The organism is Dyella nitratireducens (genome assembly GCF_014642835.1).
Lineage (GTDB): Bacteria > Pseudomonadota > Gammaproteobacteria > Xanthomonadales > Rhodanobacteraceae > Dyella_B > Dyella_B nitratireducens.
Map to the genome: position 1 here is coordinate 263,572 of NZ_BMJA01000004.1, position 16,150 is coordinate 279,721.

At 61.0% G+C, this 16,150-nt stretch carries 7 protein-coding genes; 3 read left to right on the forward strand and 4 right to left on the reverse strand.

What is annotated here, in order from left to right:
* The first annotated feature begins 220 nt into the window (after positions 1 to 220).
* The 3 genes from IEX75_RS19955 to IEX75_RS19965 all read left to right on the forward strand — a co-directional run bounded on the left by IEX75_RS19955 (position 221) and on the right by IEX75_RS19965 (position 7,053).
* Positions 221 to 5,140, forward strand: a complete 4,920-nt coding sequence (locus tag IEX75_RS19955; RefSeq protein WP_188797034.1) for an NAD-glutamate dehydrogenase — start codon at positions 221 to 223, stop codon at positions 5,138 to 5,140.
* Between the two features lie 126 nt (positions 5,141 to 5,266).
* The gene (locus tag IEX75_RS19960; protein WP_188797035.1) at positions 5,267 to 6,028 is read left to right on the forward strand and encodes an NAD kinase; all 762 of its coding nucleotides are present in this window, start codon (positions 5,267 to 5,269) and stop codon (positions 6,026 to 6,028) included.
* Between the two features lie 95 nt (positions 6,029 to 6,123).
* Positions 6,124 to 7,053: a 5'-nucleotidase gene (locus IEX75_RS19965; RefSeq protein ID WP_188797036.1), complete on the forward strand. Its 930-nt coding sequence runs from the start codon at positions 6,124 to 6,126 to the stop codon at positions 7,051 to 7,053.
* Positions 7,054 to 7,154: 101 nt separating this feature from the next.
* Here IEX75_RS19965 and IEX75_RS19970 read toward each other — a convergent pair whose 3' ends face one another.
* The 4 genes from IEX75_RS19970 to IEX75_RS19985 form a co-directional block, all read right to left on the reverse strand.
* Positions 7,155 to 8,051, reverse strand: a complete 897-nt coding sequence (locus IEX75_RS19970; RefSeq protein ID WP_229720984.1) for an aldo/keto reductase — start codon at positions 8,049 to 8,051, stop codon at positions 7,155 to 7,157.
* A gap of 6 nt (positions 8,052 to 8,057) precedes the next feature.
* A complete protein-coding gene (locus IEX75_RS19975; protein WP_229720985.1) occupies positions 8,058 to 9,518 on the reverse strand; it encodes an efflux transporter outer membrane subunit in 1,461 nt (486 codons plus the stop codon).
* On the reverse strand, positions 9,515 to 12,823 hold the full coding sequence (locus tag IEX75_RS19980; protein ID WP_188797037.1) for an efflux RND transporter permease subunit: 3,309 nt from the start codon (positions 12,821 to 12,823) through the stop codon (positions 9,515 to 9,517). The genes IEX75_RS19975 and IEX75_RS19980 overlap by 4 nt, the downstream gene beginning before the upstream one ends.
* Before the next feature lie 202 nt (positions 12,824 to 13,025).
* Complete coding sequence (locus IEX75_RS19985) at positions 13,026 to 16,133, reverse strand: efflux RND transporter permease subunit (RefSeq protein WP_188797038.1); 3,108 nt, start codon at positions 16,131 to 16,133, stop codon at positions 13,026 to 13,028.
* Positions 16,134 to 16,150 lie beyond the last annotated feature (17 nt).

Below are 16,150 nucleotides of genomic sequence, written 5' to 3' on the forward strand. Positions count from 1 at the left end.
CATGTTGCACGTTGGCAACTAGCAACGATGGATTGTTCTTTCCTTCCCTATCTCCGTGCTCTCGTCGGAATGACGGCCATGCATGGGTTCGTGCTGCACACATTGCACGGTTATTCGCACATGACACACGTTGCTGCGCTGCCGATGGATTCAATGCGGAGCGAAGCGTATCCTTTTAAAGCTTTCAAACCCCATCATCTCCACTTCTTAAGTAGAAGCCATGAATGCGATCCGTGCGGCCAACGACATCCCCCTCGTGTCTGTCGTGCTCGAAGAGTTGAAGAAAAGCGGTTATCCGACCAAGCGCCTTGATGAGGCGCAATTTTTTATCAGCGCCTTTTTCTCGCGCATCGCCAGCACCGACATCGACCTGCACACGCCTGCCGCGTGGGCGCGGGTGGTTGCTGGCCTGCTCGATTTCCTGCAGCAGCGCACGCCGCAGCGTGCTGCAGTACGCGTGACCGGCGCCGCGCATACGGCGCGCAGCGCGGTGGAAATTGTCACCGAAGATATGCCGTTCCTGGTGGACACGGTAAGCATGATTCTCGCCGAGTACTCCGCCATTCACCTTGTACTGCATCCGGTGGTGAAGATGAGCCGTGATGCGAACGGCCAGCTGCAACAGCTGGGTGACGAGCAGGGCGTGCCCGAATCGGTGATGCATTTTGAAGTGGACAGCATCCTGGAGGAATCCATCCAGGCAAGGCTGAAGACGCGCATTGAAGACGCACTGGAAGACGTGCGTGCCGCCGTGCGCGATTGGAACACGATGCGCGAAAAAGCGCGCGCCATCGCGTCTGACCTGCCGAACCGCAAGTTGCAGCTGGATGCTGCCTCGATCAACGAAGCCAGCGAATTCCTGCGTTGGCTGGCGGACGACAACTTCACCTTCCTGGGCTATCGCGAATACGAAGTGGCCAAGGCCGACGGCGATGAGGTGCTGCGTCCCCTCGAGGAATCCGGCTTGGGCATCCTGCATAAGAGCGAGCGCTCGGTTGCGCCGCGCTCGCTGCGCTCGCTGGCCGCGCACGATCTGCCGCAATCTGGTTCGTACGACGCGATCATTCTTACCAAGACCAATGCGCGCTCGCACGTGCACCGTGCCGGCAACATGGATTACGTCGGTGTGCTCAAATTCGACGCCAACGGTACGCCGGTTTCCGAGCAGCGTTTCCTAGGCCTGTTTACCTCCAGCGCTTACATGATGCGTCCGCAGGAAGTGCCGCTGGTGCGCCAGCGCGTGGAGGCGGTGCTGGCGCGCTCCGGTCTCAAACGCGATGCGTATTCTGGCAAGGCGCTGCGCCACATCCTGGAAACGTTGCCGCCGGAAGAACTGTTCCAGAGCACCGAAGACGAACTGTTCGCCACCGCCATGGGCATCCTGGAGCTGCAACAGCGTGCCCGCACGCGTCTGTTCGTGCGCCGCGACCGCTATGGCCGCTTCTTCACCTGCCTGGTGTTCGTGCCGCGCGAGCGCTTCAACACCACGGTGCGTGAGCGCACCGAAGCCATGCTGCGCGAGGTGTTCCACGGCGAGAGCCTGGATTCCAACGTGCTGATGGGTGAATCCGCCCTCGCGCGTTTGCACGTCACCGTGCGTCCGCATCTGGGTGACTATCCCAAGTTCAACGTGCAAGAGCTTGAAACGCGCCTGCAGCACATCGTGCGTAACTGGTACGACGGCCTGCGCGACAGCTTGATCGGCAGGGCCGGCGAAGCGCAGGGCGTGGCGCTATTCAACCGTTTCGGCAAGTTGCTGCCGGCTGGCTACATCGAAGATGTGGCGCCGGAACAGGCCGCGCTGGACGTGATCGCGCTGACCACGTTGAAGAGCGACGATTCGATCCACCTCCACCTTTATGAAGACGCGCGCGACCAAAGCCTGCGCTTCAAGGTGATCCACGTTGGTGCGCCGATCTCGCTGTCCGATGCGCTGCCGATGCTGGAGAACATGGGCGTGCGCATGCTCGCCGAGCATGTCTACACGCTGGAAAGCGAAGGCCGCACGCTCACCATCCACGATTTCGAGCTGAAGGCGAAGCAGTTGCTGAAGTTCGACCTGGCTCATCTGCGTGAACGTTTCGAGCGCAGTTTCGAAGCACTGTGGCGCGGTGATGCCGAGAGCGACGGCTTCAACAACCTCGTGCTGCTGGCGCAAGCCGATTGGCGCCAGGTGGCCACGTTGCGCGGCTACTGCAAGTACCTGCAGCAGGTGGGTATCGCGTTCTCGCAGAACTACATGGAGGAAACGCTCATCCGCTATCCGGCCATCGCCGGCTTGCTGATCGAGCTGTTCAACGCCAAGTTCGATCCGCGCCGTGAGTTGCTTTCCGCCGCCGAGCTGGAGCAGGCGAAGAACGATCTGCGCCGCGAAATGCAGGCACTCATTTCGGTCGACACGCAAAAGGCCAAGCCGGAACTGATCGACGAAATCGTTGGCGCGCTGGCGGAAAAGCGCGACCAGCAGGTGCACATGCTTTGGCAGGCGCTGAAATCCCTGCTCGACGACGTCGCCAGCCTGGATGACGAGCGCATCGTGCTGAGTTTCATGAACACGATCCGCGCCACGCTGCGTACCAGCTTCTTCCAGCTGTGGGATGGCGCGCCTCGTCATTACATCAGCTTCAAGTTCGACTCCAGGCAGGTGCCGGATGCACCCAAACCGGTGCCGTATCGCGAGATCTTCGTGTACGCGCCGCGCGTGGAAGGCATCCACCTGCGCTTCGGGCCGGTCGCACGCGGTGGCTTGCGCTGGTCGGATCGCCGCGAAGACTTCCGCACCGAAGTGCTGGGCCTGGTGAAGGCGCAGATGGTGAAGAACACCGTGATCGTGCCGGTGGGTTCGAAGGGCGGTTTCTTCGTGAAGCATCCGCCAGTGGGGGGCGATCGCGATGCGCAGCTGGCCGAAGGCATTGCCTGCTATCGCCTGTTCATCAACGGCCTGCTCGACATTACCGACAACCTGGTGGAAGGCAAGGTGGTACCACCGCACGATGTGATACGTCACGACAACGACGATCCGTACCTGGTGGTGGCTGCCGACAAGGGCACGGCGACGTTCTCCGATATCGCCAATGCCATCTCGATCGAACACGGCTTCTGGCTGGGCGATGCATTTGCTTCCGGTGGCTCCAACGGCTACGACCACAAGGGCATGGGCATCACCGCCAAGGGTGCATGGGAATCGGTGAAGCGTCACTTCCGTGCGCTGGGCCGCGACAGCCAGAGCGAGGATTTCACCTGCGTGGGCATCGGCGACATGTCCGGCGACGTGTTCGGCAATGGCATGCTGCTGTCCCGCCATATTCGCTTGCTGGCGGCGTTCGACCATCGCCACATCTTTCTCGATCCCAATCCCGATACGGCCAAGTCCTTCGTCGAGCGCGAGCGCATGTTCAAGCTGCCGCGTTCGAGCTGGGATGACTACGACAAGTCGCTGATTTCCACCGGTGGCGGCATCTGGCCGCGCAGCGTGAAGTCGATTCCGATCTCGCCGGAAGTGCGTGCGGTGCTGGGTATCAAGGCCAACGTCGAGCATCTTTCGCCGAACGAACTGATGAGCGCGATCCTCAAGGCGCCCGTGGATCTGCTGTGGAACGGCGGCATCGGCACCTATGTGAAAGCCAGCAGCGAAACCCATGGTGACGTCGGCGACCGTGCCAACAACGCACTGCGTATCAACGGCGCAGAACTGCGTTGCAAGACGGTGGGCGAGGGCGGCAACCTCGGGTTCACCCAGAAGGGCCGCATCGAAGCTGCACAGCATGGCGTGCTGCTCAACACCGACTTCATCGACAACTCTGCCGGCGTGGATACCTCCGACCACGAGGTGAACATCAAGATCCTGCTTGGCGATGCGGTGCAACGCAGCGAGATGACGCTCGACGATCGCAACCGCCTGCTGGCCTCGATGACCGACGAGGTCGGCCAGTTGGTCCTGTGGGACAACTACCGCCAGAACCAGGCCATCACTTTGATGGAGCGTCAGTCGGTGAAGCGCATCGGTTCGATGGCGCACTTCATCCGCACGCTGGAAGGCGAGGGTCTGCTCGATCGCCAGGTGGAAAACCTGCCGAGCGAAACGGAGCTGTCCGATCGCAAGGCGCGTGGCCAGGGCCTTACCCGTCCGGAGCTGTCGGTGTTGTTGTCGTACGACAAGATCCGTCTGTACCAGCAACTGCTGGAATCGGATGTGCCGGAAGATCCGTACTTGTCGAAAGAACTGGTGCGGTACTTCCCGAAACCGCTGCACGACAAATATGCCGCGCACATGCAGCGCCATCGCCTGAAGCGCGAAATCATCGCCACCGCAGTGACCAACTCCACCCTCAACCGCATGGGCGCCACCTTCATGATGCGCATGCAGGAAGACACGGGGCAGGGTCCGGCGGCCGTCGCCAAGGCATATACGGCTGCACGCGAAATCCTCGGCGCACGCGACCTGTGGGCCGAGATTGAAGCACAGGACAGCAAGGTCGCCGAGAACACGCAGGTCGATGCGATCATGCAGGTCTGGGGGCAACTGCGTCATCTCACGCGCTGGTTGCTCAACCGACCGGGCGGTACGCTGGAAATCGCCGCGAACGTGGAGCGCTATCAGGCAGCGGTGGCCCAGCTCAGCGATACCTTGCCCGAGACGCTGACCCCGGCCGGCAAAGCTGACTTCTCCACCAGCCAGGAAAAATGGGAAGGCCTGGGATTGCCCAGCGATCTCGCCCTGCGCCTGGCCAAGCTGCCGGAGTTGCGCGCCATGCTCGACATGGTGGAAGTGGCGCAGCAGACCGGCCAGCCCATCGCCAAGGTCGCCAACGTGTTCTACGAGTTGGGCCAGGCGCTGGATCTGGAATGGCTGCGTGGTCAGATCGAAGCCTTGCCGGTGGATGGCCACTGGCATGCGCAGGCACGTGGCTCGCTGCTGGATGAGCTCAACCATCAGCATCGCGCGCTCGTCACCCAGGTGCTTGCACTCAATGGCGGCAATGGCAGCGTGTCGCCGGTGCAGGCATGGTTGGAGCGTGACGATCCTGCGCTGAAGTACACCCGCAGCATGCTGGCGGAGATCCTCACGCAGAATGCGGATTATCCGATCGCGTCGGTGGCGGTGCGTCGTCTGGCGCAGTTGGCGCAGGTGCCGGTGTAATTTCGCACTTGCCACAGATTGCTCCCTCCCCTGCACGCAGGGGAGGGAGCATGAACTGAGGAATGGTCATGCTTCCCTCTGTGTCGTAAGCTCGATCGCCAAGCACCAACAGATGGATCTCCCACCATGCGTCTCGCGTTCGTCGCCAGCGAAACCAGCGTTGCCCAGCAAGCGCGCCGCAAACTCGTGGAACGCTACGACGATGTACCGGTAACCGATGCCGACGTGATCGTCGCGTTGGGCGGCGATGGCTTCATGTTGCGCACCTTGCATGCCCACCGCGCCGTTGCGCTACCGGTCTATGGGATGAAGCTGGGTCGCGTCGGTTTCCTGATGAACAAGCATCATCTGGATGAATTGCCGGAACGCATCGCACGCGCGCATACCGCAGAACTGTTTCCGCTGGAGATGGAAGCGATCGATGGTGACGGACAAACGCGCCACGCGCTCGCCTTCAACGAAGTGTCGTTGCTCAGGCAAACCAACCAGGCGGCGCATGTCGAGGTGAAACTCAACGGCATCGTGAAGCTGCAGAACCTGGTATGCGATGGCATCCTGGTTTCCACGCCAGCCGGTTCCACCGCCTACAACCTTTCCGCGCACGGCCCGATTCTGCCGCTGGATGCCAACGTGCTCGCACTGACGCCGATCAGTCCATTCCGTCCACGCCGCTGGCGTGGCGCGATCCTGCCGCATCGCACTGTCGTAAGCTTGCGCGTGCTCGATCCTGGCAAGCGTCCGGTCAGCGCTACCGCCGATTTTCTTGAAGTACGTAATGTGCGCAGTGTGGAAGTGCACCAATCGCGCGAAGAGGGCGTGAGGCTGTTGTTTGATCCGGAGCACAATCTGGAGCAGCGAATCTTGGACGAGCAGTTCGCGGCGGACTGATGTAGGTTGGGGTGACAACCCCAACATTGCCAAGCGCATACATTCCCATGTTGGGGTTTGCACCCCAACCTACGCTTTTGCGCTAGATTGACCTCATGATCCGCCCCACTAAAACCGCTCACGATCCCAGCGTCACTGGTGACAACAGACTTGTTGTTGCGATTTCGTCGCGGGCCTTGTTCGACTTGGGTGACAGCCACGATTTATTTGAGCGAGAAGGGTTGGACGCCTACCGCGGCTACCAGATTGAACATGAGGAGGAGATTCTGCAACCCGGCGTGGCATTTCCGCTGGTGCAGAAGCTGCTCGGCCTCAACAAGCTGGCCGGCGACGTGCCGCCGGTCGAGGTGATCCTGCTGTCGCGCAATTCAGGCGATACGGGGCTGCGCATTTTCAATTCCATCCAGCATTACGGACTGGAAATCAGCCGTGCGGCGTTTACCAGCGGCGCACCGACCTCCGACTACATTGCGCCGTTCAGAGCCGATCTTTTCCTGTCTGCCAACGCTGAGGATGTCGGCCGCGCGTTGAAGGCTGGCGTAGCTGCCGCGACCATTCTGCCGTCCACGGCGCCGCCGCGTGCCAGCGAGCAATTGCGTATTGCTTTCGATGGCGATGCCGTGATCTTCGGCGACGAAGGAGAGCGCGTATCGCGCGAGGAGGGGCTGGAGGCTTTCCACCGCAGCGAAACCGAGCTGGCGGAACAGCCATTATCGGTCGGGCCGTTCCGCGGGTTCCTTACCGCAGTGCATCGCTTGCAAGCGGCGTTTCCTGCTGAAAACTCGCCCATCCGTACCGCACTGGTCACGGCGCGGTCGGCACCGGCACACAAACGCGTGATTCTTACCTTGCGCCGCTGGGGTGTGCGTATCGATGAAGCGCTATTCCTCGGTGGCCGTGACAAAGGCCCCTTCTTGGATGCGTTCGGCGCGGACATCTTTTTCGATGATTCACCTGCTAACGTTGAATCAGCGCGCAAGCATGTGGCGACAGGGCATGTGCCGCATGGGGTAAGTAATCCGTAATCTAATGGCCGTCATTCCCGCGAAAGCGGGAATCCATTTTGCTTCTTGCGTAAAGGGCGACAATGGATTCCCGCTTTCGTGGGAATGACGGCCTTGAAGACTTAAGGCACCGAATGTCCCTTGCTTGCGGTCCAGATCGCATACCAGTCTTCCGCATCGAGCCGCACATCCAGCGCCGCTACCGACTCACGCAAACCTTCGATACGCCCCGTTCCCGTAATCGGATACGGCCGTGACGGGTGCCGCAACACCCACGCAAAAGCCAGCGTGGTCAGTGAAATGCCATAACGCGCAGCAATCGCCGACATCTCCATTCGTACGCGCTGCGCCTGCTCGTCGTCACTCGTAAACAAACGCCCACCTGCAAGCGGTGACCAGATCATCGGCCGCAAGCCAAGCTGCTGCGCCTGATCGAGCGTACCGTCATCCAGCGAGCCCATCTGCAGCGGCGATAGCTCCAGCTGATTGGTGACCAACGGGCAATGCTGATGCAGCAGCGCAAACTGGCTGGTGGTGTGATTGGAAACACCCCAGCGCGCCACTTTGCCCTCGCGCATGAGGGCGGCGAAGGTTTCCGCCAGCGCAGCGGCATCCATCAGGTAATCGGGGCGGTGGATCAACACCAGATCCAGTTGTTCCGTATGCAGATTGCGCAGTGATTGCTCAACTTCCGCTCGGATGTAGGCAGCACTGGTGTCGTAATAGGTGATGCGATAGGGCTTTTGCGGCGAACGCAGTCGAATGCCGCATTTCGTGACCAGCTGCATACGGTCGCGCAAGCCGGGCGATGCATGCAGCGCTTCGCCGAACAGCGCTTCGGCACGGTAATCGCCGTAGATGTCCGCGTGATCGAACGACGTGATGCCCATCTCCAATGCCTGCTCGATCCAGCGCACGCGTTCGGGCACGCTCAATTGCCACGTCGTGATGCGCCACAAACCGGCAACGATAGGGGAAAGCTCGAATTGGTCAGCAGCGGTGTTGGTAGGCATGGACATAGTGGGTCAGCGGTTGGTGGTCGACTTTTGCGAGGCATCGAGTTGATCGGCTGACCAGCCGCCGCCCATGTCACTGATCAACGATACCGTATCGAGCAGGCGCTGCTGCGTAATGCTCAGCGCGCTCTGCTGTGCACTCAGCTGCGTGGCTTGTGCGGTGGCAGCTGTGGTGTAGTCCACCGTGCCGGCTTGGTATTCGTTGAGCGCAATCTGCGCGCCCTGCGTCGCATCGCGTACCACGGCGTCCTGTACTTCGGCCTGCTGGCCGAGGATGCGCAGGTCCGACAGATCGTTCTCCACATCCTCGAGCGCGGTCAGCACGCTGCCGCGGTAGTTGGCGACGGCCGCTTCGTAGGCCGCCTTGGCCGCAGCGACCTGGCCGTGGCGTGCGCCGAAGTCGAACACGGTTTCGCTGGCATCCGCGCCTAATGACCAGACATGATTGGCTGCATGCAGCAGGCCAGCCAGCGGTGCCTGCGAAAAGCCATCCGAGGCGGACAGTGTCAGATCGGGATAGTACGCCGCGACGGCAACGCCGATCGCCGCGTTTTCTGCGGCCATCTGACGCTCGGCCACGGCGATATCCGGACGGCGCTGCAACAGCGTCGACGGCATGGTGACTGGAAGGGTCGGTAGATTCGGCACGCTTGTACTGTGCGGAATGTCGAGCTCTTCGGGATTTTTACCGACCAGCACCGCAATCGCGTGCATGTATTGCGCGCGCGCGATGCCGAGCTGGATAAGGCTGGATTTGGCGCTTTCCAGCTGCGTGCGCGCCGTGATCACATCAGAAGGTGCCGTAGTGCCGGCCGTGCCCTGGTTTTCCACCACGCGCAGGGATTCGGTGTATGCATCCACCGTCTTCTGAAACAGATCGATATCAGCGTCGGTAATGCGTAATTCGATCACTGCATTAGCCAGCGCAATCTGCTCGGACAAGGTGGCATTGGCCAGCGTCGCCTGGCTGGCCTGTGCGGTGGCCTTGCTCTCTTCGACGGAGCGGCGCACCTTGCCCCACAGATCGGGCGCCCAGCTCGCGCTACCTTCCAGCGAGCCGGAAGTGCTGACGGCCCGCCGCGATGTCGAGCTGCTTAAAGTGCTGTTGCTCGTGCCACTGCGTTGCTTGTTGGCCGAGCCGGTGACGCCAAGCGTGGGAAACAAGGATGCACGCGCCACTTGCACGTTAGCCAACGCTTCCTGGTAATTGGCATATGCCTGCTGCACGGTTTGGTTGGACACCGACACCATCGGCTCAAGCTGATTGAGCAGCGGATCGTTGAAGCTGGTCCACCAATCGCCTTTCGGTGCGCCATCCGCTTCCGGCGAGGCCGCCGTCCAGCCCGGCAGTTCTTTGTATTGCGTGGGCATCGGTACCTGCGGACGGTGATAGTCCGGGCCGACCATGCAGCCGCCGAGCAGCATGGCCAGCGAGGCGGCGAGAACGGTATGCAAAGTCTTCATAGTCATGCACTCGCGTCCGACCGATTCCACGGCAATGTGGCCGACCAACGGGCCAGTCTTGCGCGCAGACGGTCAAGATAAAGATAGATCACCGGTGTTGTGTACAGCGTAAATACCTGGCTGAGAATCAGGCCACCCATCACGGTGATGCCGAGTGGCTGGCGCAGCGATCCGCCCTGGCCGACACCGACGGCCAGCGGCACCGCGCCAAGCACGGCGGCGGCGGTGGTCATCATGATCGGTCGCAAGCGCAACACCGCAGCGTCGTGGATGGCACGCACAGGCTCGTAGCCTTCATCACGTTGCAGGCGAATCGCCACGTCGATCATCATGATCGCGTTTTTCTTCACGATACCGATCAGCAGGATGATGCCGATCATGGCGATCACCGAGAACGGCGTGCCGAAGATCAGCAATGCCAGCACCGCACCAATACCTGCGGAGGGCAGGGTGGAAAGAATGGTGATCGGATGGACGGTGTTCTCGTAGAGAATGCCAAGCACGATGTACACCGCGCCAAGTGCAGCAAGAATCAGCAGCGGCATGGTCGACATCGATTGCGAATACACCTGCGCCGCACCGGCCGTAGCGCCGTGGATGGAGGCGGGCATGCCAATATCCTGCATGGCCTGCTGGACTGATGCCAAGGCTTTGCTCAGCGAACCGCCAGGCGGCAGGTTGAACGAGATGGTGCCAGCGACCAGGCCGCCCTGATGATTGACCTGCGTGGCCGTATGATTGTTCGTGTAGCTCATCATGGTCGGGAACGGCACCATGGTTTCCGCCGCGGTACTGTCGGCGCTGCCGCTGGAGGTGCCGCCTTTGGAATTGGAGATGGCATTGGTGAGTGCGTTCGCTTCAGCGTTCGCATTGAGCGCATTGGTGCTCGACGACGTGCCGGCAGATGCGCTTACTGCGCTATAGCTCGTTACGCCCTTCACGAGGCTGCCAGACATCTGCGTTTGCTGTGTGCCAGTGGCATTACCCGCGGCCTTGCTGAAATACATGCGATCCAGCATTTGCGGGAATTGCCAGTATTTCGGCGCAACTTCCATCACTACGTAATACTGGTTGAGCTCGTTGTAAACGGTGGACACGGTGCGCTGGCCAAACGCGTCGTACAGCACGGCGTCGATCTGGTTGGGTGCAAAGCCGTAGCGTGCCATGGTGGAGCGATCGAAATTGACGAAGGTCTGCAAGCCGTTCTGCTGCAGGTCGGAGTTCACATCCACCAGTTGATCGCGGTGTTTGCCAAGCTCCGTGACCAGCTTGGGTATCCATGTATACAGCGCATCGGGGTCGTCGCTGGTCAGCGTGTATTGGTATTCCGATGCGGATGACCGGCCGCCGATGTGCAGATCCTGCGATGCTTGCAGGAACAGCTTCGCACCGGAAATCGCATTGAGCTTCGGCCGCAGCCGCTCGACTACCTGCGCGGCCGAAAGCTTGCGCTCCGCCAGCGGCTTCAGCTCCACATACAAGTTGGCGGTGTTGAGCGCGCGACCACCGGCGAAACCCGCTACGGACGCCACCGCGGGGTCCTTCTGTACGATCGACTGCAATTGCGCCAGCTTCTTTTCCATGGCCTGGAAGGAGATGCTTTGGTCGGCAATGATCTGGCCCATCAGGATGCCGTTGTCCTGTTCCGGAAAGAACGTGGACGGCAGCAGCTTGAACATGAAGGGATTGAGCAGGATCAGGCCGATCAGTACCAGGCCGACCAACCCGGCGCGGTCGAGCACCATGGTGAGCGAGCGCGAATACGCCTGCTTGAAGCGATCGAACTGCCGCTCGTACCACACCGCCCAACGCGCCTTGGAATGCAATCCTTGGCCAGGGCGCAGTATGTAGGCGGCCATGGTGGGCGTGACCGTCAGCGAGATCACCATCGACAGCAAAATAGCCGTCGAAAGCGTGACTGCGAATTCATGGAACAGCAGGCCGATGATGCCCGGCATCAACAGGATCGGCGTGAACACCGCGATCAGCGACAGACTCATCGAGATCACCGTGAAACCGACCTCGCCGCTGCCTTTCAGTGCCGCCTCGCGCACGTCCATGCCTGCTTCCACGTGACGCACAATGTTTTCCAGCACCACCACCGCATCGTCGACCACGAAGCCGGTGCCGATGGTCAGCGCCATCAGCGATAGGTTGTCGATGCTGTAACCCATCAGGAACATCGGCCCGAATGTGCCGATGATCGACAGCGGCAACGCCACCGAAGGAATCAGGATGGCGCGTGGTGATTGCAGGAACACGAACACCACACCGATGACCAGCAACACCGCGACGAACAACGAGCGCTGAGTGTCGCCGACCGCCGCATTGACCGATTGCGAACGATCGATCGCGACGCCGACCTTGATGCTGCTTGGCAAGGTCGCTTCGATCGCCGGCAGCACTTTGCGGATCTGCGAGACCGTTTTGACGATGTTGCTGCCAGGCAACGGAAACACGATCACCAGCACGGCGGGCTTGCGGTTGTACAAACCCATGTTGCGGATGTTTTCTGCCGAGTCTTGTACGTCGGCGACATCGCGCAATTGCACGGGTGAGCCATCGCGATAGGCGACGATCAGGTCGCGGTACGGCGCAGCTTTGTTGATCTGGTCATTGGATTGGACTTCGTAGCGCAGACCGTCCTGATCGATGTGGCCTTTTGCGCTGTCCGCGTTGGCGGCGCTGATGGCCGCGCGCACGTCTTCGAGCCCGATCCCATAGCTGTTGAGCTTATTTGGTTCCAGTTCCACGCGAACGGAGGGCAGGGCGCTGCCGCCCAGCGTAATCTGGCCCACGCCATCCACCTGCGAGAGCTGCTGCTGGATTACCGAATCGGCCGAATCGTAGAGCTGCGCGCGCGTCAACGTATTGGAGGTAAGCGCCAGCACCATGATCGGCGAATCAGCCGGGTTGTATTCGCGATAGGAGGGATTGCTGCGCAACGTGCTCGGCAGGTCGGCGCGCGCTGCCTGGATCGCGGCCTGCACATCGCGTGCGGCGCCATTGATGTCGCGGCTGAGGCCGAACTGGACAACGATTTGCGATGAGCCGACATAGCTGGCCGAGGTCATCTCGGTGACGTCAGCGATCGCACCTAGGCGTTTTTCCAGCGGTTCGGCCACGGTGGAAGCCATGATCGACGGACTCGCACCGGCCATGTTGGCCTGCACGACGACCACTGGATAGGTGACGTTCGGCAGCGGCGCCACCGGCAGGCGGAAGTACGCCAGGATGCCGGATAGCAGGATGGCAATCGCCAGCAGGGTGGTGGCGACGGGGCGGCGGATGAAGAGGGCAGAGATGTTCATGCGGCCACTCGGCGATATTTACGCCCGCGCGAGATGCGGCCCCCTCCCCTACGTGCAGTAGGGGAGGGTTGGGGTGGGGTGAAGCTCGCAACGTCGCGGCAAAAGCATGTTGTACGGCAAGCCCGTGCAACCCCACCCCAGCCCGCCCCTGCACGCAGGGGAGGGGGAAGTTCAAGGCTGGACACGAAATGCGCGCTCATGCTCACGGCGTATGGTCTCCCGCCGCCAGCGACGGCTTGCGGTTGAACCGCTGCGCCAGCCGATCGAAGAACAGATAGATCACCGGCGTAGTGAACAGCGTCAACAATTGGCTCAACGTCAAGCCGCCGATAATCGCCAGGCCCAGCGGCCGGCGCAGCTCCGAACCGGTGCCGGTACCGAGCAACATCGGCAGCGCGCCGAGCATGGCCGCCAACGTGGTCATTAGAATCGGGCGGAAACGCAGCAGCGATGCTTCAAAGATCGCTTCCGCCGGCGGCTTGCCATGATCGCGTTCGGCTTCGAGCGCAAAGTCCACGATCATGATCGCGTTCTTCTTCACGATGCCGATCAAGAGCACGATGCCGATGATGCCGATGATGTCCAGGTCGGTGCCGGCAATCATCAATGACAGCAGTGCGCCGATACCGGCTGACGGCAGGGTCGAGAGAATCGTCACCGGGTGGATGAAACTTTCGTACAGCACGCCCAGCACGATGTAGACCGCGATCAGCGCCGCAATCAGCAAATACACCTCGCTGGAGAGCGAATCCTGGAACGCCTGTGCTGCACCTTGGAATGACGAGGTGATCGAAGGCGGCAGGCGGATTTCCTGCTCCGCCTGATTGATCTCCTTCACGGCCTTGCTCAGCGAGGCATCCTTGGCGAGGTTGAAGGAGATGGTCACCGATGGAAACTGCGCCAGGTGACTGATCACCAACTGCGACTTGGTCACTTCGATCTTCGCAATCGCCTTCAATGGCACCTGGCCGCTGCTTGCCGTCTGGCTAGGCAGGTACAGATCGCCCAGCGATTGCAGCGTGGGGAGCGACTGCGGCTTGGCGACCAGGATCACACGGTACTGGTTGGACTGGTTGAAGATGGTCGACACGATGCGCTGGCCCAGCGCGTCGTACAGCGCATTGTCGATCGTGGCGGGAGTAATGCCGAAGCGCGCCGCCAACTGGCGGTTCACCTCGACGTTGACGCTCAGGCCCTCGTTGTTCAAATCGCTGGTGACGTCGGTGATCGAGCTGATCTGCTTCATGCGCGTGATCAACGCCGGCACGTACTGCTGGAATGCCTGCTGGCTGGGTCCGCGCAGCACGAACTGGTACTGGTTGGGCGATACGGTGGTATCCAGCGTCAGGTCCTGCTCCGGCTGCAGGTACAACTTGATGCCGGGGACGTTTGCCACTTCCTGCTGGATGCGCCGCGCGATTTCAGCGGCACTATCGGAACGGTCATCACGCGGTTTCAAGTTGATCAGGAAACGGCCGTTGTTCAGCGTGGTATTGGTGCCGTCGATGCCCACGTACGAGGTCAGGTTGGTGACGTCCTGATCCTTCAGGATCGCCTCGGCCAATTGCGCCTGGCGGTCCACCATGGTGCTATAGGACACCGAGTTGTCGGCAATGCTGATGCCTTGCAGTACACCGACGTCCTGCACCGGGAACAGACCCTTAGGAATGACCACGTACAGGACCACGGTGATGGCCAGCGTCACCAGGAAGGTCACCAGCGTCGCGGTCTGGTGGTCCATGACGAAACGCAGGCCGCGCTCATAGGCATGCAACAACTTGTTGAACAGGCCTTCACTTATTTGCTCAAACTTGCTCGGATGGCGCTCCGCTTGTGCACGTAGAATGCGTGCGCACAGCATCGGCACCAGGGTGAGTGACACGATGCCGGAAATCACGATGGTCACTGCGAGCGTCACCGCGAATTCGCTGAATAGACGTCCAATCACGCCACCCATGAAAAGCAGCGGGATCAGCACCGCAATCAGCGATACGGTCAGCGACAGAATGGTGAAGCCGATCTGCCCTGCACCGATCAGCGCTGCGTTCAACGGCGTTTCGCCTTCTTCCAGATAGCGCACGATGTTCTCGATCATCACGATCGAGTCATCCACCACGAAGCCGGTAGCGATGATCAACGCCATCAACGAAAGATTGTCGATGGAGTAGTTGAGTTCGTACATCATCGCCAGCGTGCCGATCAGCGACACCGGCACGGAGATGCTGGGGATGATGGTGGCGGGCAGGTTGCGCAGGAACACGAAGATCACCAGCACCACCAGCACCACCGCCAGGATCAGCTCGAACGCCGCATCGGCCACCGAGGCGCGAATCTCGCCGGTGCTGTCATTGACGATATCCACGTGCATGCCGGCCGGCAATGTGGATTCGAGCTGGGGCAGGATGCTCTTGATCTGGTCGACCGTAGCGATCACGTTCGCGCCGGGCTGGCGCTGCACGTTCAGCACGATCGCCGGCGTGGTGTTGTACCAGGCGCCTTGCTCGGTGTTCTGCGCGGACTGGGTGACGTGAGCGACATCGCGCAGATACACCGGCGAGCCGTTCTGGTAGGAGATCACCGTGTCCAGGTAATCCTTCGGGTCCTGGATCTGGTCGTTGCCGTTGATGGTGTAATCCAGGTCGGGCCCGTCGAAGTTGCCTTTGGGTTGGCTTACGTTGACGTTGGCCAGCAGCGAGCGCAGGTCATCGATGTTGAGACCGTACGCGGCGAGCTTCTGGGGATCGGCTTCTACACGCACGGCGGGCACGTTGCCGCCGGAAGGCGTGACCAGGCCAACGCCCGACACTTCGGAAATCTTGGTGCCCAGGCGATTATTCGCGACGTCCTGCAATTGCGTCAGCGACATTGATTTCGACGTCACCGCCAGCGTGAGGATCGGCTGGTCGGCGGGGTTCACCTTCGCATAGGTCGGCGGCGCGGGCAGGCCGCTCGGGAGCAGGCTGTTGGCGGCGTTGAGTGCCTCCTGCACGTTCTGCTCGGCGACGTCGAGGTTGAGTGCGAGGTTGAACTGCAACGTGATCACCGACGCACCGGCTGAGCTGCTGGACGTCATCTGCTGCAGGCCGGGAATTTCACCGAGCTGCACTTCCAGCGGCGCCGTTACCGTGGTGGCCATCACCGAAGGGCTTGCGCCGGGGTAGAAGGTCTGCACCTGGATCGTCGGGTAGTCGACGCTGGGCAGCGACGACACCGGCAGGAAGCGCATCGCCACCAGGCCCACCAGCACCAGGGCGATCATCAGCAGCGATGTCGCCACGGGCCTGAGTACGAACAGGCGGGAGATATTCATCAGATCAACGCCTGCCG